Genomic DNA, 17,822 nt, shown 5'->3' with positions numbered 1-17,822 from the left:
TTGCGCTCCATCTTTTCTGTTCTTTCTATGCCTGACCTTATTACCTGGGCCGATTTCGAGCGGGTTGACTTGCGGGTGGGTACCATTCTGGAAGCCCGCGAATTTCCTGAGGCCCGCCGCCCAGCTTACCAGTTGCTTATCGACTTAGGTCCCGAAATTGGCCACAAACGTTCCAGCGCCCAAATCACCCAGCACTACCATCCCACCGATTTAGTGGGCCGGCAAGTGCTTTGCGTGGTCAATTTTCCGCCCAAGCAAATCGGCAAATTCATGTCGGAAGTACTGGTGACGGGGGCGGCCGACGAGCAGGGCTACATTGTGCTGGCGGCGCTGGCCGGCCCTGCGCCTAACGGCAGCCGCCTGATATAGTGGTGAGTTTAGCGTTTCAACAGCTTATGGCGAGCGTCAAACTCACTATCTCACTACTTTTTCTCGCCTATTTTCATCTGCCGCATGGAAAGCGTATCGAGCACCACACCGTAGATATCGTCGAGGTCTTTGCCATGTGTAGCGTAATAGCGGTAGCTCTGGTGAAACAATGAATCGGTGATTTCATAGCGCCAAAAAATGGCTTTCTGCTGTTGCAGGTACAACGCCCGTGCCGAATCAGTGGAAAGCCGGGAGTTTTCAACTCGCGCTTCCAGCAAATGCAAGTCAGCCAGCACACTCACCATTTGCACGCGAGGCATCAAGGGCTGCGGCGGTGGCACATCGTTAGGACGTTGGCAGCCCAGCAGCCCGGCAAATAGCAAGCTAAGAAGTAGCGGATAAACGCGAAAGTGCAAGTGTTTCACGGCGCAAAAATACAATTTCATTACGGTTTCCGGCGGGTTATTTAAGTGTTTGCTTTCCTTACGAACGGCAATACTTATCTGATTCGCGTAGTTTAGCTGTTATGAATGCGCCCACTACTCCGTTTCAATTGCTCGTGCGCAAGCTTCAGCAGCTGGAAATCCGGATGCTGAAGGCTGTGGACGCGCAGCTTCAGGGCAACTTCCGCTCCGTTTTCAAGGGCACCGGCCTCGAATTCGATGATGTGCGCCTCTACCAATATGGCGACGAAGTGCGCGCTATTGATTGGGCCGTGTCGAGCAAAGGCCACGGCACGTTCATCAAGACCTACAAAGAAGAGCGGGAACAGCAAGTGCTACTGTTGTTCGATGTTAGCGGCTCGCAGCAGGTGGGTGCTCAGGGCCGCCGCAAGCTGGATGTGGGCCGCGAAATATGCGGAATTCTGGCATTGGCTGCCGCCCGGCAGGATGCGCAATTGGGTATTTTGGCTTTCTCCGACCAGAAGGAACTGTATTTGCCGCCGGGCAAAGGAATCCGACATGCTTACGCCCTCATCAAACGCCTCTATGACCTGGAACCCAAATCCCGCCATACGGCGGTGGGCGCGGGCATCAAGCAGGCGCTGGGGCTGTTGAAGCGGCGCAGCATTATTCTATTGATTTCCGATTTCATTGATTCCGCTTACGAACGGGAGCTGACGATGCTGGCCCAAAAACACGACCTAGTGGTGGTGCAACTCCTCGACCAGCGCGAGCGGGAGTTTCCGCCCCTGGGTATTGTGCCGCTCTACGACCAGGAATCCGGCCGCACCGTCTGGACTAACACGTCTTCGAGTGCCTTCCGGGCCAGGTACCGCGCCACCTACGAGCAAAACCGCTCCCAGATTGGGCAAATCTGCCGCCGCCACCGCACCGAGTATCTGTCCATTGCCACCGATGCCGACTACATGCCCCAGCTGATTAGGCTGTTTCGGCGGCGCAACCTTCGGGCAGGCCGTGGGTAAAGCGCTGCTCTATCTGCTGGCACTGTTGCTGCCGTTTGCTGCCACCGCTCAGGCCACCGATACAATTCCGCCGCGCGGCCGCTTTCTACAACCCGCGGTACGGGTAGGTGAGTTAGTCGATTACGAGTTGAGCTACACCCATGAGCCGGGCCTGAACGTTATTTTCCCTGATTCAACGGCCAGCTACGCTCCCTTCGAGTACGTGGGCAAAACCTACCGGCCTACCCGTACCCGCCAGGGCCGCAGCCTCGACGAAACCGTGTACCACCTGCGCACCTTCGCGCTGGATTCGGTGCAGCATCTCACGCTTCCTGTTACCATTCTGCAAGGCCTCGATACGCTGACCGTACCGGCCACGGTAGCCACGGTGCGCCTAACACGAACGGTGCCCCCGGTAGCTGCCGGCACTGCTCCAATCCTGCGCGAAAACACCACTTTGCTGCCGGTTGAACCGGCTTTCAACTATCCGTACTGGCTGGCCGGGTTGGGGTTGGCGGCCGTGGTGCTGGGGGGCGTGGCGCTGGGGTTTGGCCGGCGGTGGCGGCGACGGTATCAGCTGTACAAGCTGCGCAAAAACCACGTGTACTTCCTGACCCAGTACGCCCGACACGTTGAGCGGTTTACGCTCAGCCGCTCGCTCAACAACATGGAGCGCGCTATTACCCTCTGGAAAAACTACCTCAGCACCCTCGAAAACAGCGCCATCAGTAGCCTGACCACCCGCGAAATAGTGGCGCACTACCACAACGATAAAGACGTTAGCCTGGCGCTACGCCTCGCCGACCGAGTTGTCTACGGCAACCAGTTCACGGAAGACGAAACTGAAACCGACCTTGCTTTCGACCTATTGCGCGATTTTGCCCAGCGCCGATTCAAGGAGTTGGTAGTCAAGAATTACGAAGCATGAGTTAGTCGTTCAGTTCATACTTCGCCACTCATAACCAGCAACTGACAATTTCTAACGCGTAAAAAATGCAGCTTTGGCAACAGGTTTTGGGCCCACTTGTGGATAGCTTACGCTACGCTACGCTGGCTAGCTATGCATGGGAAAAACCGCGGCTGCTGTTACTGATTGCTTGTATTCCTTTGTTGTTTGGGGTGCGCTGGCTGCTGGCGTACCGGCGGCGGAGCAAGCTAGGTGTGGCCTTCGTGCAAGGCGACGTGCGGCGCGACTGGAGCGCCGTGCTGCGCTTCATTCCTGATTTGGTGCTGGGGCTGAGTCTGGCGTTTGGGGTAGTGACGCTGGCCCGCCCCCAGCGCACCGACGACCGGGTGGTACAGTCAGGCGAAGGCATTGATATTATGCTGGTGCTGGACGTGTCGGGCTCGATGGAGCTCGGCGACCTGCGCCCCAACCGCCTGGAAGCGGCCAAACGGGTGGCTCAGGAGTTTATCAATGGCCGCTCCGGTGACCGGCTGGGGCTGGTGGTTTTTGCCGGCGACGCGTACTCATTGGCTCCCCTCACCACCGATTACGAACTGCTGCGTGAGAGTATCGACGGGCTGAAGCTGGGCATGATTGCCAACGACGGCACGGCCATCGGTACGGCACTGGGCGTGGCCACCAACCGCCTCCGCGACTCCCGCAGCCGTACCCGCGTGTGCATTCTTATCTCCGATGGTGAAAATACGGCTGGCAGCCTCGACCCGCTTACAGCGGCTCAACTTGCCCACGCCTACGGCCTGAAAATCTACACGATTGGGCTGGGCCAAGATGGTGTGGTGCCGTTTGGCAAAGACGGACTGGGCCGCACCAACTACGTAAACACCCGCCTCGACGAAACCACCATGCGCCAGATTGCCGAAGCCGGCGAAGGCCGGTTCTTCCGCGCCGACGACAACGCCGCGCTCCGCCAGGTGTTTCAGCGCATCAACCGCTACGAGAAGTCGGAAATCAAGCAAACCCGCTTCCGCAACACCCGGGACTATTATCGCATCTATTTGTTTTGGTGCATAGGCCTGTGGCTGCTGTGGCTGGGCCTGAAAAACACTTTCCTGGTTAACTCGCTGGAAGACTGATTTTGAAGTGCTGTTGGGCTGCTGGTTGTTTTAGTTCTCACTTACCACTCCAACAGCATTATTCAACAAGCACCCCTTTCGCATCCAACTATTATCCGATGTCCATTTCCGACAATATTCGTTTCTTTCAAAGTCAGCTCACGGGTACCAACTGCCGCCTCGTTACCGTCACGAAAACGCACCCCGTGCAGAAGCTGCAAGAGGCCTACGACGCTGGGGCCCGGCTGTTTGGCGAGAACAAGGTGCAGGAAATGGCGGCCAAGCAACCCGAGCTACCCACCGATGTGGAGTGGCATCTAATTGGGCACCTGCAAACCAATAAGGTGAAATACATTGCGCCGTTTGTGCATACCATCCAAAGCGTAGATAGCCTGAAGCTGCTGCTGGAAATGGAAAAGCAAGCTGCCAAACATGGTCGTGTCATCAACGGGCTGCTCCAGTTCCATATTGCCGCCGAAGAAACCAAGACTGGCCTCACGCTCTCCGAAGCCGAGGAGGTTCTGCAATCCGACGCCTTCCGGAGCTTACGGCATGTGCGTATCACGGGAGTTATGGCCATTGCCACCAACACGCCCGATGAAGCGCAGCTACGCCAGGAGTTCAGTGAGTTACGCAGTTATTTCGAGTTACTAAAGGCGCGCTACTTCGCTGACAATGAATACTTCCGCGAAATTTCGATGGGTATGAGCTCCGACTACCAACTGGCAGTTGCCGAGGGCAGCACGCTCATCCGGGTGGGCAGCGCTATTTTTGGGGCACGATAGATTCGTTTTTTACTGTTGGCTTTTTGTTTTTCGGCGTTTACGCCATAACACACAACCAACGGCGAAAAACAAAAACCAATAACGAAAACCAACCCATGACCGCACGAATCATTTTGCAGCTCGCCGCTTTGCTGGGCGCGCTGGGCGTAGGCATTGGCGCTTTTGGCGCGCACGGTTTACGCCCGATGCTGGAAGCCTCAGGCCGCTTCGACACGTTTGAAACGGCTGTGCGCTACCAGTTTTATCATACTCTTGCCTTGCTGGCAGTGGGCGTACTACTGCATGCTCGGCCTGAGCTGCGCCTGCTCAGCACTACAGCTTGGCTGTGGCTGGGTGGGGTGCTAATTTTCAGCGGTTCTCTTTACCTGCTATGCTTCACTGGCATCACCAAGTTAGGCGCGGTAGCCCCTATCGGTGGGCTGCTGCTCATTGCCGGCTGGATTACGCTGCTGCTGGCTGCCCGGCAGGCTTAGACTTAAACTGTGGCGCTTGTCATTCCGACGCGGGAGGAAACTGAATAAGAATAAAGCCGTTCAGTCAAGCAACTCAGATTCCTCTCGCGTCGGAATGATAGACACAAAAAAAGAGCGACCCGCATTGTAGCAGGTCGCTCTTTTTTTGTTCGGAAAGAGAAGCTTACGATTTCTTGGCCTTCACTTTGGCTTTGCCTTCGTCGGCTTTGATTTTCACTTTATCAGCGGAAGTAGCAGAAGCCGATTCCACTTTGTCAACGGTCATAGTTGGGGTGCCATTCTCTTTCACCTCACCTACTACCGATACCATAGCATTGCCAGCAGCCGAGTTCGACTCCACGGTCAGCACTTTGTTCTGCATGCCCATTTTGCCAGCAGTGTTGAAGTTGGCAGTGATGGTGCCGGTTTTGCCGGGCATTACGGGGTCTTTGGTCCACTCAGGAGTGGTGCAGCCACAGCTTACACCGATGTTGGAAATCACCAGTGGCTGGGTGCCGATGTTCTTGAACTTGAACACGTGCTTCACCACTTCCCCCTGCTTGGCGGTGCCGAAGTCGTACTTCATTTCGTCGAACTGGATTTGTGGGCCAGCGGCCTTCACTTGGGCATTAGCAGGCTTAACGGCGGCCGTTTGGGCCTGGGCAGCGAAGCCAGCGCAGGCCAGCGACAGGGCAAGTACAAGTGCTTTTTTCATGAGGTGGTACTGCGTTATGAATTGAGGAAAACAAAAATACTGGTTTTGGTGGGTGCCGCAAGTTGAATGCCAACTTTCAATCTGCCCGATGAAGTATCCGTGAAGCCCAACACCAAGTGCCTAGCTTTTCGTTCGACGTACTTATGCTTCTGGCTTCTCTGCCAGCAACTTCTGATTGAAGTTAAGCAAAAAAAGCTTTTCCGAGGCCCGAGTAACCGCCGTATATAGCCAACGTGCAAATTCGGAATTCACCATATCATCCTTTAAAAACCCGTGGTCTACGAACACCGCTTGCCACTGCCCACCCTGCGCTTTATGGCAGGTGAGGGCGTAGGCAAACTTCACTTGTAGCGCGTTCAGGAACGGGTCTTTGCGCAGGGCGGCACTTTTGTCGCGCTTGGTGGTCAGGTGGTCGTAGTCCTTGCCCACGGCTTCGTATAGTTCTTTGCTCCGGTCGGCGGGCAGGGCGGGGCTTTCGGTGTGCAGGGTGTCGAGCAGGAGCTTGATTTCCATGTCGGGCTCGTCGGGGTAGTCCACGAGCCGCACGCGGGCATCGGCAAACCGGAAGCCGAATTCCTCGGTGCGCCGGATGATTTTCACTACTTGCACAAAGTCACCGTTAGCCAAAAAGCCCATTTCCGAGTCTTTGGGCAGCCAGAAGTAGTTGTTGCGCACCACCATTAGGTAGTCGCCCGATTCTATTTCATCCTCGGCCTCGAACAGTACCCGCCGAATCATCTGGTTGTACTGGTTGGCGTTCTTGTTGGAGCGGCAGATGATAGTAGTATTCTCGTGCCCGAAGTTCTTGTAGGCCCAACGCAAACCGTCTTCCAGCTTGTCGCCGCCCATCTGAAACAGGTCGGGGTAGCCGCGGGTGTGGAACTGGATGTTCGGTTCCTCTTGACGCAGCTCTTCGCGCAACACGGTGGCATTCATCAGAATACCCGACGCTTCAGCTTGGCGCATCACCTGGCGCAACTCCACCCCGTCCACCGTGGCCCGGAAGCGGTGCCGCAGCAGTTCAGGATCTAGGGCGGGGCTGAGCAGCTGGCCCACTGGTGGAAGCTGGGCCGTGTCGCCGATAAGTAGCAGCCGGTTCGAGGGCTTCTCGAACACGTAGTTCATCAGGTCGTCGAGCAGGCCATGTTCCCCAAACGCCTTTTCGTCGGAAATCATGGAGGCTTCATCCACGATAAAGAGTGTATCCTGGGCGCGGTTGGGCTGGCGCTGAAACGAGAGACTCTGGCTAGGCGAGCCGCTGGTTTGCCGATAGATTTTTTTGTGGATGGTACTGGCCGGCACGCCAGCGTAGGCGCTCATCACCTTGGCCGCGCGGCCAGTGGGGGCCATCAGCACATATTTGCGGCCTAGCTTGTGCAGCCATTGTACCAGGGCACTGACTACGGTGGTTTTGCCGGTACCCGCATAGCCGCGCAGCACAAACGCCTTACGGCCCGGCAAGTCGTCCTTCAGGAATACGTCCAGCTTCTGGAAAAGCGTGGCTTGGTCCTGCGTTGGTTCGTAGGGAAAATGGTCGCGGACGGAGGGGGTACGGAGTGAAAGCATAGCGTGTAGTCAGGTAACAAAGCTACGTCCGTTTCAGGTCCCGGATAGCACACGATTTCCGTTCGACCAGTAGGCGTATTTGTGCCACATTCGGAAGCCCTCCTGCAATATTCGCTTTAATACCTTCCGCTCCTGCAATTTCCACGCAGGTTTATCTGAGCGCCACGGACCATGATAAGCATACAGCAAATCAAACACACGGTCACGGGTTGGAGCGTGCGTATCTCCGCTAAAAGGCACGTCGGCTTCGGCGCTTAAATCACTAAACAGGTGCCAAGCAGCCAAACAATGATCATTTGGCAACTTATTAGGATGCTGTACCCAGTTCCAAGCGCTGTCAAGGTCTTGTAGAATCGGCTTGTTGTCTTCCAGCTTATAATTCAGCTGCAACGTTAGCTCAGCTACTTCCTTAGTAGTTGAGAATAAGGGCACTCGCCCGTGAGCGTCAGTCCAGTACCATTCCTTGTTTGGCGTGTCAAGCCACAAGGCATAGCCATCCTGTCCCTGCCACCGAATCCAGCTTACAAAAAACCTCCATCCAGCTTCTTGTACCATTTCAGCGCCTAGCCTTGCGGCTCCACTACGGCCATAGTGGCGGTGGCTTTGGCAATCAGCAGATCGTCGCACCAGACTTCGGCTTCGCAGAAATGCAGGCGGCGGCCGGCTTTCAATACCCAGCCTACAGCGCGAAGTTTTTGGCCGATGCCGGGGTGCAAGTAGCTGGTTTTCAGCTCTACGGTCACCACGCCGGTATTGTCGGGCACGAGGGTGACGGCAGCAAAACCGGCGGCGAGGTCGGCCATGGTAGCCGTGAGGCCGCCGTGCACAAAGCCTTTCTGCTGCTGGTGCTGCTGGCCTAGCATCAACTCAGCCTCTACCCGGCCGGGCTCAATACGGGTGAGGTCGGCGCCAATAAGATGCATGAAGTGCTGGCGGGTCAGCTTGCGGCGGATTCGAGCTTCCAGTGAGTCGTCGGCCGCGGGAGAAATAACCGGAGTGTCGGGTGTGTTCATCGGGGCCGAAGTTCGGAATTCGCGGTTCGTTTTTCGTTGTTAGTTTTTCGATATTGGAGAGGAAGGGCAGCCCTGCTTTACAACTGCTGTAACCCTCAGCCCTCTAGCCACCATAAAACGAGAACCAACAAAACGACCGACTACTATGGAATATCTATTGAGTGGCGCCCTGGGGCTGGCCCTGGCGGCGTGTAGTGGCTTTCGGGTGTTTGTGCCTATGCTGGCGGCCAGCTTGGCGTACCGTACGGGTTTGCTGGAGCCATCGGCGGGGTTTGCGTGGCTGGGCAGTTGGGGAGCCGTGGCCGCGCTGGGCACGGCCACCGTAGCCGAAATTCTAGGCTATTACTTCCCGGTGGTGGATAATGTGTTGGACTCGATAACTACGCCGGCCTCATTTATTGCGGGTACTGTGCTCATGACGGCCGCCCTGCCCAACCTCGATCCGGCCGTACGCTGGGGCCTAGGCATAGTGGTAGGCGGCGGTACAGCCGGCATTATCCAAACAGGCACCTCGCTGCTACGGGCTGGCTCCACTCTTACTACGGCCGGCCTTGGCAACCCTATACTAGCCACCATCGAAAACACGTTAGCTATTGTGGGCACGGCATTGGCGTTGCTCTTACCCGTCTTAGCTGCTGGCCTCGGGCTGCTCTTGGTGCTGTATATTGCCACCCGGCTGCGGCGCTGGCGGCAGCGGCGCGCAAATCAACGGGCTGGCGCAACGCCGCTGCTGCCTAGCCGTTGAGGCTACTTGTTCCATTACACCTGTTGCATGGCTGCTCCCGATTCTCTTTCCAATTCCAAGCTCCTAGAAGCCTACAGTGGCCGCGTCCGGGTGCGCGTGTGTGGGCTGCTGGTGCAGGAGGGCAAACTGTTACTCACCTCTCACCGCGGCCTGCTCCCCGACGATGCTCCGTTCTGGTCGCCACCTGGTGGGGGCTGGCAGTTCGGCGAAACCATTCAGAACTGCTTGCTGCGCGAGTTTCAGGAAGAAACCGGCTTGGCGGTGATTGTAGGCCGTTTTTTACATTTGCACGAATACCAAAGCGCTGATTTACAGGCGCTAGAACTATTTTTCGAGGTAACGCTATCCGACCCGGCAGCCACTCCCCAGCTTGGTCTCGACCCTGAGCACACCGCCGATGCGCAACTGCTTACCGAAGTGGCTTTCGTAGAACCGCAGCAGCTACTGCGCCTGCCCGCGTCCCAGGTGCACCCCATGCTCCGCCAAATCATCAGCCCCGACGACGTGTTTATCCCGCAGATACGGTTTAAGCAGTGAGGTACTCGCTGGATTGGGCTTTGCAGCAAGTGACATAGTAATGCTTGCCGTTGCGTCAGGGCACAAGCTTCTGCCTAGCCTCGTTTAATGCCAGTTTAGACGGACCTAAGTACCTTTGGACTCCTGTCCTATGCCATGCCTGTGTCTGTCGATCCATTAGTTTCCGCTGCTATGTCCGTTTCTTCGTCGCACCTGCCGGCTCCCACTGCCCTGCACCGCCTCCGCGACGAAACCCTAGATGCTGCTAATCTGGCAGCTTACAACCTCTACCTGACAGCCAGCCCCGCGGGCCTGCGCGTAGGCATAGCCGATGTACGCCGCAACAAGTTTGTGGTGCTGGAAGACTATGCGGCGCTACCCGCTACCTCCTACGGCGGCCAATTACAAGCCCTGGCCGCCCACCACGACTTGGTGGGTCAGCCCGGCTGGAACCACGTTCGGCTGGCGGTACAGAACCGGCATTTTACACTGCTGCCGTCTCCCCTACTCCGCCCCGGCGACGAGGGCACGTACCTGCGCCTACATCATGCCGTTGATGCACAGCACGAAACCGTGCTGGCGTACACGCACGCCAGCCAGGAAGTAGCTAGCGTATTTGCCGCCGAAAATGCCCTGACTGAGTGGTTCCGGAACACCTACCCTACCGGTACATTGCTGCATCAAACCAGCGCCATGCTCGAAGGGCTGGTACACCAAAGCGAAGCCACTGCCACCCGCCGCTTCTACCTCAGCATCGGCCACCACGAACTGACCATTATTGTTATTCGCGATAAGAAGCCAGAGTTCTGCAACGTTTTCGCTTTCAGCTCGCCCGAAGACCTGATTTATTACGTCATTCTGGTGATGCAGGAGCTTCAGCTCAACCCCGACCAAGACCCAGTAGTGGTGTGGGGTGACCTGATGCACGACTCCGAACTGTTTACGGTGCTGCGCAAATACATCCGCCACGTGAAGTTCGGCAACCGCCCTTTCGACCTGCATTACAGCTACCGCCTCAATGAACTGTTCGAGTACCGATTCTTCGAGCTATACAGCCTTCATTTATGTGAATAATTCTGAATAGCAGTAATTCTGCCCGAAAGAATCAATTAGTCACTCTGTTACTTCCACTCATGCGTATTGCTCTCTTTCCTGGCTCTTTCGACCCGTTTACCAATGGGCACCTCGACGTAGTGCGGCGGGGTACGGAGTTGTTCGACGAAGTGATTATTGCCATCGGCAACAACAGCAGCAAGGTCCGGTACCTGCCAGTCGAGCAAATGATTAGCATGATTGAGGAAGTTTTCCGGGATGAGCCGCGGGTATCGGTACGAGCCTACAAAGGCCTCACCGCCGATTTTGCGCGGGAGGTCGGGGCCCGGTTTCTACTGCGGGGCCTGCGCAACACCACCGATTTCGAGTACGAAAACACCATTGCCCAAGCTAACCGTCACGTCAATCCCGAGCTGGAAACCGTGTTCCTGATTACCTCACCAGTGTTAGCCGCCATCAGCAGCACCATCATCCGCGAAATTCATCGTTTCGGCGGCAACGTCAACGACTTCGTTCCGTTTGAGCTGCCGCCTTTCCAAGGGTAACTAGTAGCAACAAAACATAAAAAGGCCGTCTAGCTACAGCTAAACGGCCTTTTTTATGTTAGTATCAACTTACTTATTGGAAGACTCCTTGGTAGGCAATGTGCCCGTCACCTCGCTCAGGTAGTGGCGCATCACTAAGGCAATGCTGGCGTACGATGAGTCCAGTACCGCCATGGCCTCTTTAGGCGTCATCCAGCGCACTTCTTCAATGTATTCTTCGGCCTGGGGCTTCATCAGCGTGTCGTCGAGGCAGCGCATGATGTACCAGTTGGTTTTCTTGAGGATTTTGTTGCCGTTGTAGGCGTACGAATGCCAAGTGCTGGGCAGCTTATCGCCCAATTCCACCTTGATGTTGCATTCCTCTTCCACTTCGCGCAGCGCCCCAATACCGGGGTCCTCTTCTTTTTTGAGCTTGCCCTTGGGCAGGTCCCACTTGCCAAGCCGATAAATCATCAACACCTTTCCGTCTTGCACTACGAGGCCGCCGGCAGCCTTGACAATGCGAAACTGATCTTTCAGGTGCAGAATCAGGCGGCTTTTCTTGCGAGCCAGCATGGTGAGCGAAGTCAGCTTCTTGAGCTTCTTCACTTCCATCAGCCGCAACAGCCGATCCACAAATACGTCGGTAACGTCGCGCACTAGCACGTCGCCCACCAAGTCCTTGGAGATGAATTCGTCTTCCGGATTCAAAATCAGGTCGTACTTGTGCTTATACACTTTCTCGCTGTTCTTTTTGATAATCAGCGGAATATCGTTGATGAAGACGTTCATCGCGGGGTAATCAGGAGGTCTACTGAGAGAGATGCAGGCCGCGGCCCGTTGCAAAACACAACATAAATCTTCGCATACGAAAGAGCAAAGAAGTCGGGCAAGATACGGGGTGGCGCCGGTTGAGTTGTTCGGAGTTGGTAAGATGGTGAATTCAAGAGAGAATCCGTTGAACATCTACCACCACTGATTTCCGTATCCAGCCGCCGAAAATAGCGAATTCGCTATTTCTAAGGTTCATCATTTCGCCTTGTACCTTCGCCAGATGAAGAAAATCGGTTTGCTATCCGACACTCATAGTTACCTCAATGAGCGAATTTTGCACCACCTCAGTGGCTGCGACGAAATATGGCACGCCGGCGACTTTGGCACGGCCGCCGTAGCCGAGGAGCTAGCCACCGTAGCGCCGTTGCGCGGCGTGTACGGCAACATCGACGGCCGCGACGTACGCGCTACGCAACCGCTGGTGCAGTCGTTTATCATCGAGGAACTACACGTGCTCATGACGCATATTGGCGGCTACCCTGGCCATTACAGCCCGGCGGCGCGGCCTTTGCTCGCGCAGGAACGGCCTGGCTTGTTTATCAGCGGCCATTCGCATATCCTCAAGGTCATGCCCGACCCCAAGCTGGGTTTGCTGCACCTGAACCCTGGAGCCGCTGGCCGGCACGGCTTCCATAAAGTACGCACCCTGCTCCGCTTCGAGGTAGCGGCGGGCAAAGTGCAGCAGCTGCAGGTAATTGAGTTGGGGCCCAAATAAAAAAGCGTCTTCCCCAGGCAGGAGAAAACGCTTTTTATTGGTTCTGACCGAAACCCACCGACACCGGGGTCGGGTGTGCCAGATGGTGCGCAGCCTAAGCCGCAGCTTCCGTCTTTGCTTCGCCGGCCTTAGGGAAACGGGCTTTCAGTTCTTCGATATCCACGTTCTTCAGAACGGGAGTCAGCAGCAATTGCTTGATGATGGTCTGCTTGTTGTTGGCACGGGCAATGTTCTTGCGGTGCTTACGCTTCAGTCGGGTAGCGCTCATTTTTTCCGGGTCGGTTAAGGTCTTTCTGTAAAGGAGGGGCAAAAGTAAGTCATAAATTTGAAACCGAGAAACCTTTCCCGTTTTACCTTCTCCCCTGATGATGAATCCGTTGATTGATTTGCGCTCCGATACGGTTACGCGCCCCACTCCGGCCATGCTGGAAATGATGTTCCAGGCCCCCGTCGGCGACGATGTCTACGAGGAAGACCCTACCGTGCGCGCCCTGGAAAATGAGGCCGCCGCGCGCTTTGGCCTGGAAGCCGGCCTGTTCTGCCCGTCCGGCACCATGACCAACCAAATTGCCATCAAGGCGCATACCGAGCCATTGTCGGAGGTGATTTGCGAGCAAACCTCGCATATTTACCTCTGGGAAGTGGGAGGCATTGCGTTTCACTCGGGCGCCTCAGTGGCGCTGCTGGCCGGGGAGCGGGGCCGCGTAACGGCCGCACAGGTGGAAGCCGCCATCCGGCCCGTGAACGTGCACTACCCCACTACCAGCCTGATTTCGCTGGAAAACACCCACAACCGCGGCGGCGGCAGCTGCTACGCCTTGCCCGAGTTGGAAGCCATTGCCGAAGTAGCCCAGCGGCACCAGATTCCGCTGCACTTGGATGGAGCACGCATCTTCAACGCCTTGGTAGCTACCGGTCAACCTGCCACTGAGTACGGCCGCCTGTTCGATACTATTTCGGTGTGCTTGAGCAAGGGCCTGGGCGCACCAGTGGGCTCAGTACTGCTGGGCAGCAAGGCGTTCATTCAGAAAACCAAGCGCATCCGGAAGGTGATGGGCGGCGGTATGCGGCAGGCCGGCTATTTGGCCGCCGCAGGCCTCTACGCCTTGGAAAACAACGTAGACCGGCTGGCCGATGACCACCGCCGCGCCCGGCAGCTAGGCAAGAAACTGGCCCAGCAGCCTTACGTGGCCGAAGTGTTGCCCGTGGAAACCAATTTGGTTATTTTCCGGCTGAAGCCCGAAATGCCAGCCGAAAAGTTTCTGGCCCAGCTAGAGGAACAAGGTATCAAGGCCTCCTCGTTTGGCCCCCAGATGATTCGCTTCGTAACGCACCTCGACGTCACCGATGAGATGATAGCACGGGTGGAATCGGCCATGCAGCAGTTGAGTTCGTAAGAAGGAGCATACGCCTTCTTTAACCACTGCCTCATTTGGAACTCTACGACACCTTCGCGCTGCTGCTCGTGGTAGCGGCTTTGTTTAGCTACCTCAATCATCGTTTTCTTCGGTTGCCGGCTACCATTGGCATTATGGTGCTGGCCCTGCTTTTTTCGCTGGCCGCAGTGGGCTTGGGCAAACTGGAGGTGTCGTGGGTGCTTGTGGTGCGCGACATGCTGCGCAACCTTGATTTTCATGCTTTGGTCATGCAGGTGATGCTGAGCTTTCTGCTATTTGCGGGGGCTATTCACGTGGATGTGCGGGCCCTGGGCAACCAGCAACTCCCGGTGGCGGCCCTAGCCTCCGCCGGGATTCTGCTGTCTACGTTTCTCATTGGCACGGCCTTATACTATCTGCTTACTTTGTTTGGGCTGGTTCCGGCGTATCTACACTGCCTGCTGTTCGGCGCGCTCATCTCCCCCACCGACCCTATTGCGGTGCTGGGCATTCTAAAAGAAGCACGGGTAAACAAGGATTTGGAAATCAAGATTGTAGGTGAGTCGCTGTTTAATGATGGCACGACGGTAGTGTTGTTCGTGAGCTTGCTGCAAATTGCCGAAGCCGGTCGGGAAGCGGCCACGTTCAGCGTTATCAGCAAGCTGTTTCTGCGGGAGGTATTCGGCGGCATCATACTTGGCATAGCGTTGGGCTACGTTACGTACTGGGCCTTGCGCACCATTGATAATTACAAAGTGGAGGTGCTTATTACGCTGGCCCTGGTGATGGGCGGCACGGCGCTGGCGGCTTCTTTGCACACTTCGGCTCCACTGGCCATTGTGGTAGCCGGCCTGATTGTGGGTGCTAAAGCGCGGCAGATGGGCATGTCGGATGAGACGCGCGACTACCTCGACAAGTTCTGGGAGTTGCTGGATGAAGTGCTGAACGCCGTGCTGTTCGTGCTGATTGGGCTGGAAATGCTGGTTTTGCACATCACCCGCACCACGCTTATCATCGGGGTAATTACTATTGCGGTGGTGCTGGTCGGGCGGTTGATTTCAATAGCCATTCCGCTGGGAATGCTGCGCCGCTGGTACCACTTCGACCGGCCGACTTTGCGTATTCTGACCTGGGGTGGCCTGCGGGGCGGTATTTCGGTAGCCTTGGCGTTATCGTTGCCTGAAACCATGCCACGCGACCTTATTGTGGGCATCACCTACATAGTGGTTATCTTCAGCATCATCGTGCAAGGCCTTACGTTGGGCCCGTTGGTTAAGCGCTTAGGGTTGAGTATGCCCGCCTCCGACCAGCCGGAAACCGGGCATTAAAAAGTGGCCGAAGGTGTTTAGTTAATGCTTCCGGCTAATTATTGGCGCCAAGAAGCTGCTTTACTTTCTCATCTTGCTGTTTCTATGGCTTCCGTTCCGCACACTCCGGCCTTTCTACCCACAGTACCCGACTATTACCCCCAGGAGGCGCTGCTGCACCTTTCGCAAGCCGACCCTGTACTAGCGGGTATCATTCAGCGCGGCCGTCCCATTCAGCCCGCGCCGCACGAAGACCTGTACTTGGCGTTGTTGCGGGCTATTGTTAGCCAGCAGATTTCCACCAAGGCGGCAGCGGCTATCTGGCGCAAGGTACAGGCCCTGTTCCCACCCGACGGCTACCCCGAGCCTGCCGCTGTACTTGCTATGACTGATGAGGACTTGCGCACGGCGGGCCTTTCGCGGCAGAAAGCCGGTTACCTGCGTTCCGTAGCCGATTTTGCCCAGCGCGACCAACTTGACCACGCGCACCTGAGCCAGCTTTCCGAAGACGATTTCACCAAGCACCTCACCCAGATAAAAGGCGTGGGCCGCTGGACCGCTCAAATGCTCCAGATGTTTGCTCTCGACCAGCCCGATGTATTTGCCGAAGGTGACTTGGGCGTGCAAAACGCCATGCGCAAGCACTACGGCCTCGAAGAAACCGGCCGGGCCCTGCTTCGGCGCATCACCGAAATTGCCGAACCCTGGCGCCCCTATCGTAGCCTAGCTTGTAAGTATCTGTGGCAGTCACTGGACAACATACCGGCGGAGTAAGAGGCCGTAGCTTACTCGTCGAGCGTACCGGCTTTTTTCTGGTCGAGGTACGTGACTACCATGGCCACGAAAGTGGCTACATAAGGCACAAAAAAGCCGAACGCCATCCACCGCCACAACGACCGGTCGTTCATGTGGGCAATGTAGGCGGTGATGAGTGCCGAAGGCAAACTCAGAAAGAGTATGGCAAAGAAAATGTCAACCAGCATACAAAAGGGAAGAAATTGGCTACCGGTATAGTTCCGGCACCTGCCGAAGCTGCGCGGCTTGTTGCCAGTTATCGGGCTTCACTTTCGGGTAATACCATGGAGCCCCGTTGGCCAGCCATCTAGCACGATGATGGCGTGCACCTGCGGGAATAGAGTCACCATAGCCGAATTCTACCCCACAACAGTCGCAGAAACTATAATCAGGTGATTGTTCATCTGGCCCCCACGGCGACTCATCATAATCGAGACCACACACCCGGCAATACCATAGCGGCATAAAGAGAAAGGTAAGTTGAGAGGGTTAGCGGACCTTGCCGCGCTTCACTAGATAAGCGTACAGCACTTTATCAAACGGCTCCTGGATATCCACGGGCACGAAATCAATCTTGTACTGGCCACAGCGCAGCACCAATTCGTGCTCGTACTTGCGCATAGCCTCTTGGTATTGCTCGCGCACTTGGGCGGGTTGCAGCTTCACCGTTTCGCCGGTTTCCAGGTCTTCAAACACGTAGGGCCGGTCCTGGAAGTTGAAATCAGCTTCGGTGGCGCGATCCATGATGTGAAACAGCAGCACCTCGTGGTTTTGGTGGCGCAGGTGTTGCAGTGCCGCTAAGGTGGCGGTTTGCTCTTTGGGCGCCCGGCCTAGCATGTCGGAAAACAGCACTACTAACGAGCGTTTCGGGATTTGCTGGGCAATGCTGTGAATCACGCTGGCTACGTCGGTGGTGGCGCGGCGCGGCGCGGGCGGCCGCTCCAGCAACTGCTGGAGCGTGAGCAGCAGCGTATGGCGGTGGGTGCTGGTGCTGCGCACGGGGGTTTGCAGTTCCACTTGGTCGGCGAAGGTGACGAGGCCCACAGCGTCGCGCTGCTTTTGCAGCATGGTGGTAATGGCCGCCGCGCAGAGCACCGCAAAGCGTAGCTTATCATGGCCGGGCTCGGGGTAGTACATGCTGGGGCTCACGTCGAGCAGCAGGTGGCAGCGCAGGTTGGTTTCTTCCTCGTAGCGCTTCACAAATAGCTTATCAGTGCGGGCAAACACTTTCCAGTCGAGGTGGCGCGTGCTTTCACCGGGGTTGTAGAGCCGGTGCTCTGAGAATTCCACCGAGAAGCCGTGGTAGGGCGACTGGTGCAAGCCGGTAATGAATCCTTCGACCAGTTGACGAGCCAGAAATTCCAAATTTTCGAAGGTGCGGACGGTGGCCAGGTCGAGAGGCTGAGGCATAAGCGGAAGATTCAAAAAGCAACGAGGTGGAAAAGTATCAACTCAGCGGAATATTTCAAGCCAACCCGGCAGCAGCAACAAGCGGCAAAACACGCTGGAAAACTAATAAAAAGGCTTTTAGGAGTTAACCGATAAGTGGGGTAAACAAAGATACCGGCACCTAGTTCAAAAAAGCTGCCCTTTAAATTTTTATATATGCAAGGAAGCCCGTATTTTTCGCAAA

General features: G+C 56.2%; 22 protein-coding genes. 14 read left to right on the top strand and 8 right to left on the bottom strand.

Features of this window, described 5'->3' with window-relative positions:
- Positions 1-27 precede the first annotated feature (27 nt).
- Positions 28-369, top strand: coding sequence for a tRNA-binding protein (locus tag G536_RS0123465; protein WP_022826054.1), 342 nt, complete (start codon positions 28-30; stop codon positions 367-369).
- A gap of 53 nt (positions 370-422) precedes the next feature.
- On the opposite strand, the gene G536_RS29550 is transcribed toward G536_RS0123465, so the two are convergent.
- Entirely contained in the window at positions 423-794 is a 372-nt protein-coding gene (locus tag G536_RS29550) for a DUF4296 domain-containing protein (RefSeq protein WP_169515150.1), read from the bottom strand.
- A gap of 101 nt (positions 795-895) precedes the next feature.
- Between G536_RS29550 and G536_RS0123455 the strand changes: the two genes are divergently transcribed.
- The 5 genes from G536_RS0123455 (at position 896) to G536_RS0123435 (ending at position 5,051) form a co-directional block, all read left to right on the top strand.
- Positions 896-1,795, top strand: coding sequence for a DUF58 domain-containing protein (locus G536_RS0123455; protein WP_022826052.1), 900 nt, complete (start codon positions 896-898; stop codon positions 1,793-1,795).
- Complete coding sequence (locus tag G536_RS0123450; protein WP_022826051.1) at positions 1,788-2,702, top strand: hypothetical protein; 915 nt, start codon at positions 1,788-1,790, stop codon at positions 2,700-2,702. Before G536_RS0123455 ends, G536_RS0123450 begins: the two co-directional genes overlap by 8 nt.
- Before the next feature lie 65 nt (positions 2,703-2,767).
- Positions 2,768-3,814 carry a vWA domain-containing protein gene (locus G536_RS0123445; RefSeq protein ID WP_022826050.1) on the top strand — a complete coding sequence of 349 codons (1,047 nt, stop codon included), beginning with the start codon at positions 2,768-2,770 and terminating at the stop codon, positions 3,812-3,814.
- 98 nt (positions 3,815-3,912) lie between these two features.
- Positions 3,913-4,578: a YggS family pyridoxal phosphate-dependent enzyme gene (locus G536_RS0123440; RefSeq protein WP_022826049.1), complete on the top strand. Its 666-nt coding sequence runs from the start codon at positions 3,913-3,915 to the stop codon at positions 4,576-4,578.
- Positions 4,579-4,673: 95 nt separating this feature from the next.
- On the top strand, positions 4,674-5,051 hold the full coding sequence (locus G536_RS0123435) for a DUF423 domain-containing protein (protein ID WP_026880524.1): 378 nt from the start codon (positions 4,674-4,676) through the stop codon (positions 5,049-5,051).
- 163 nt (positions 5,052-5,214) lie between these two features.
- On the opposite strand, the gene G536_RS29545 is transcribed toward G536_RS0123435, so the two are convergent.
- From G536_RS29545 to G536_RS0123415, 3 genes are all read right to left on the bottom strand, one after another.
- Positions 5,215-5,745: a DUF1573 domain-containing protein gene (locus G536_RS29545; RefSeq protein WP_022826047.1), complete on the bottom strand. Its 531-nt coding sequence runs from the start codon at positions 5,743-5,745 to the stop codon at positions 5,215-5,217.
- Between the two features lie 141 nt (positions 5,746-5,886).
- The gene (locus G536_RS0123425) at positions 5,887-7,311 is read right to left on the bottom strand and encodes an ATP-dependent DNA helicase (protein ID WP_022826046.1); all 1,425 of its coding nucleotides are present in this window, start codon (positions 7,309-7,311) and stop codon (positions 5,887-5,889) included.
- Positions 7,312-7,874: 563 nt separating this feature from the next.
- Positions 7,875-8,324, bottom strand: a complete 450-nt coding sequence (locus G536_RS0123415; protein ID WP_022826044.1) for a PaaI family thioesterase — start codon at positions 8,322-8,324, stop codon at positions 7,875-7,877.
- A 145-nt stretch (positions 8,325-8,469) separates the two neighbouring features.
- Here G536_RS0123415 and G536_RS0123410 point away from each other — a divergent pair, with 145 nt between their 5' ends.
- From G536_RS0123410 to coaD, 4 genes are all read left to right on the top strand, one after another.
- The gene (locus tag G536_RS0123410) at positions 8,470-9,069 is read left to right on the top strand and encodes a DUF4126 domain-containing protein (protein ID WP_022826043.1); all 600 of its coding nucleotides are present in this window, start codon (positions 8,470-8,472) and stop codon (positions 9,067-9,069) included.
- A 27-nt stretch (positions 9,070-9,096) separates the two neighbouring features.
- The gene (locus tag G536_RS0123405; protein ID WP_022826042.1) at positions 9,097-9,606 is read left to right on the top strand and encodes an NUDIX domain-containing protein; all 510 of its coding nucleotides are present in this window, start codon (positions 9,097-9,099) and stop codon (positions 9,604-9,606) included.
- 171 nt (positions 9,607-9,777) lie between these two features.
- The gene (locus G536_RS0123400; protein ID WP_022826041.1) at positions 9,778-10,659 is read left to right on the top strand and encodes a DUF3822 family protein; all 882 of its coding nucleotides are present in this window, start codon (positions 9,778-9,780) and stop codon (positions 10,657-10,659) included.
- Between the two features lie 59 nt (positions 10,660-10,718).
- Positions 10,719-11,183, top strand: a complete 465-nt coding sequence (gene coaD / locus G536_RS0123395) for a pantetheine-phosphate adenylyltransferase (protein WP_022826040.1) — start codon at positions 10,719-10,721, stop codon at positions 11,181-11,183.
- Between the two features lie 69 nt (positions 11,184-11,252).
- On the opposite strand, the gene G536_RS0123390 is transcribed toward coaD, so the two are convergent.
- Positions 11,253-11,954 (bottom strand): NUDIX hydrolase, encoded by a 702-nt coding sequence (locus G536_RS0123390; RefSeq protein WP_022826039.1) that lies wholly within the window; start codon positions 11,952-11,954, stop codon positions 11,253-11,255.
- A gap of 262 nt (positions 11,955-12,216) precedes the next feature.
- Here G536_RS0123390 and G536_RS0123385 point away from each other — a divergent pair, with 262 nt between their 5' ends.
- The gene (locus G536_RS0123385; protein WP_022826038.1) at positions 12,217-12,711 is read left to right on the top strand and encodes a metallophosphoesterase family protein; all 495 of its coding nucleotides are present in this window, start codon (positions 12,217-12,219) and stop codon (positions 12,709-12,711) included.
- A gap of 94 nt (positions 12,712-12,805) precedes the next feature.
- On the opposite strand, the gene G536_RS32540 is transcribed toward G536_RS0123385, so the two are convergent.
- Positions 12,806-12,979: a hypothetical protein gene (locus G536_RS32540; RefSeq protein WP_022826037.1), complete on the bottom strand. Its 174-nt coding sequence runs from the start codon at positions 12,977-12,979 to the stop codon at positions 12,806-12,808.
- A gap of 97 nt (positions 12,980-13,076) precedes the next feature.
- Between G536_RS32540 and G536_RS0123375 the strand changes: the two genes are divergently transcribed.
- The 3 genes from G536_RS0123375 (at position 13,077) to G536_RS0123365 (ending at position 16,168) form a co-directional block, all read left to right on the top strand.
- Positions 13,077-14,108 (top strand): threonine aldolase family protein, encoded by a 1,032-nt coding sequence (locus G536_RS0123375; RefSeq protein ID WP_022826036.1) that lies wholly within the window; start codon positions 13,077-13,079, stop codon positions 14,106-14,108.
- 35 nt (positions 14,109-14,143) lie between these two features.
- Positions 14,144-15,415, top strand: coding sequence for a cation:proton antiporter (locus G536_RS0123370; protein ID WP_022826035.1), 1,272 nt, complete (start codon positions 14,144-14,146; stop codon positions 15,413-15,415).
- 84 nt (positions 15,416-15,499) lie between these two features.
- Positions 15,500-16,168 (top strand): DNA-3-methyladenine glycosylase family protein, encoded by a 669-nt coding sequence (locus G536_RS0123365; protein ID WP_022826034.1) that lies wholly within the window; start codon positions 15,500-15,502, stop codon positions 16,166-16,168.
- A gap of 11 nt (positions 16,169-16,179) precedes the next feature.
- On the opposite strand, the gene G536_RS0123360 is transcribed toward G536_RS0123365, so the two are convergent.
- Complete coding sequence (locus G536_RS0123360) at positions 16,180-16,377, bottom strand: hypothetical protein (protein ID WP_022826033.1); 198 nt, start codon at positions 16,375-16,377, stop codon at positions 16,180-16,182.
- A 301-nt stretch (positions 16,378-16,678) separates the two neighbouring features.
- Complete coding sequence (locus tag G536_RS0123355) at positions 16,679-17,599, bottom strand: DUF58 domain-containing protein (RefSeq protein WP_022826032.1); 921 nt, start codon at positions 17,597-17,599, stop codon at positions 16,679-16,681.
- Positions 17,600-17,822: the final 223 nt, after the last annotated feature.

It is taken from the genome of Hymenobacter norwichensis DSM 15439, from assembly GCF_000420705.1.
Taxonomy (GTDB): domain Bacteria; phylum Bacteroidota; class Bacteroidia; order Cytophagales; family Hymenobacteraceae; genus Hymenobacter; species Hymenobacter norwichensis.
This window is presented reverse-complemented; position numbering and strand designations above follow the sequence as displayed.

Bases quoted from the DNA above. Each gene is read 5' to 3' on its own strand.
- G536_RS0123375 (WP_022826036.1), top strand. From the start codon at position 13,077: ATGATGAATCCGTTGATTGATTTGCGCTCCGATACGGTTACGCGCCCC.
- G536_RS29545 (WP_022826047.1), bottom strand. From the start codon at position 5,745: ATGAAAAAAGCACTTGTACTTGCCCTGTCGCTGGCCTGCGCTGGCTTC.
- G536_RS0123355 (WP_022826032.1), bottom strand. From the start codon at position 17,599: ATGCCTCAGCCTCTCGACCTGGCCACCGTCCGCACCTTCGAAAATTTG.
- coaD (WP_022826040.1), top strand. From the start codon at position 10,719: ATGCGTATTGCTCTCTTTCCTGGCTCTTTCGACCCGTTTACCAATGGG.
- G536_RS0123455 (WP_022826052.1), top strand. From the start codon at position 896: ATGAATGCGCCCACTACTCCGTTTCAATTGCTCGTGCGCAAGCTTCAG.
- G536_RS0123415 (WP_022826044.1), bottom strand. From the start codon at position 8,324: ATGAACACACCCGACACTCCGGTTATTTCTCCCGCGGCCGACGACTCA.
- G536_RS0123390 (WP_022826039.1), bottom strand. From the start codon at position 11,954: ATGAACGTCTTCATCAACGATATTCCGCTGATTATCAAAAAGAACAGC.
- G536_RS0123445 (WP_022826050.1), top strand. From the start codon at position 2,768: ATGCAGCTTTGGCAACAGGTTTTGGGCCCACTTGTGGATAGCTTACGC.
- G536_RS0123365 (WP_022826034.1), top strand. From the start codon at position 15,500: ATGGCTTCCGTTCCGCACACTCCGGCCTTTCTACCCACAGTACCCGAC.
- G536_RS0123425 (WP_022826046.1), bottom strand. From the start codon at position 7,311: ATGCTTTCACTCCGTACCCCCTCCGTCCGCGACCATTTTCCCTACGAA.
- G536_RS0123435 (WP_026880524.1), top strand. From the start codon at position 4,674: ATGACCGCACGAATCATTTTGCAGCTCGCCGCTTTGCTGGGCGCGCTG.
- G536_RS0123400 (WP_022826041.1), top strand. From the start codon at position 9,778: ATGTCCGTTTCTTCGTCGCACCTGCCGGCTCCCACTGCCCTGCACCGC.
- G536_RS0123440 (WP_022826049.1), top strand. From the start codon at position 3,913: ATGTCCATTTCCGACAATATTCGTTTCTTTCAAAGTCAGCTCACGGGT.
- G536_RS32540 (WP_022826037.1), bottom strand. From the start codon at position 12,979: ATGAGCGCTACCCGACTGAAGCGTAAGCACCGCAAGAACATTGCCCGT.
- G536_RS0123465 (WP_022826054.1), top strand. From the start codon at position 28: ATGCCTGACCTTATTACCTGGGCCGATTTCGAGCGGGTTGACTTGCGG.
- G536_RS0123360 (WP_022826033.1), bottom strand. From the start codon at position 16,377: ATGCTGGTTGACATTTTCTTTGCCATACTCTTTCTGAGTTTGCCTTCG.
- G536_RS0123410 (WP_022826043.1), top strand. From the start codon at position 8,470: ATGGAATATCTATTGAGTGGCGCCCTGGGGCTGGCCCTGGCGGCGTGT.
- G536_RS0123405 (WP_022826042.1), top strand. From the start codon at position 9,097: ATGGCTGCTCCCGATTCTCTTTCCAATTCCAAGCTCCTAGAAGCCTAC.
- G536_RS0123385 (WP_022826038.1), top strand. From the start codon at position 12,217: ATGAAGAAAATCGGTTTGCTATCCGACACTCATAGTTACCTCAATGAG.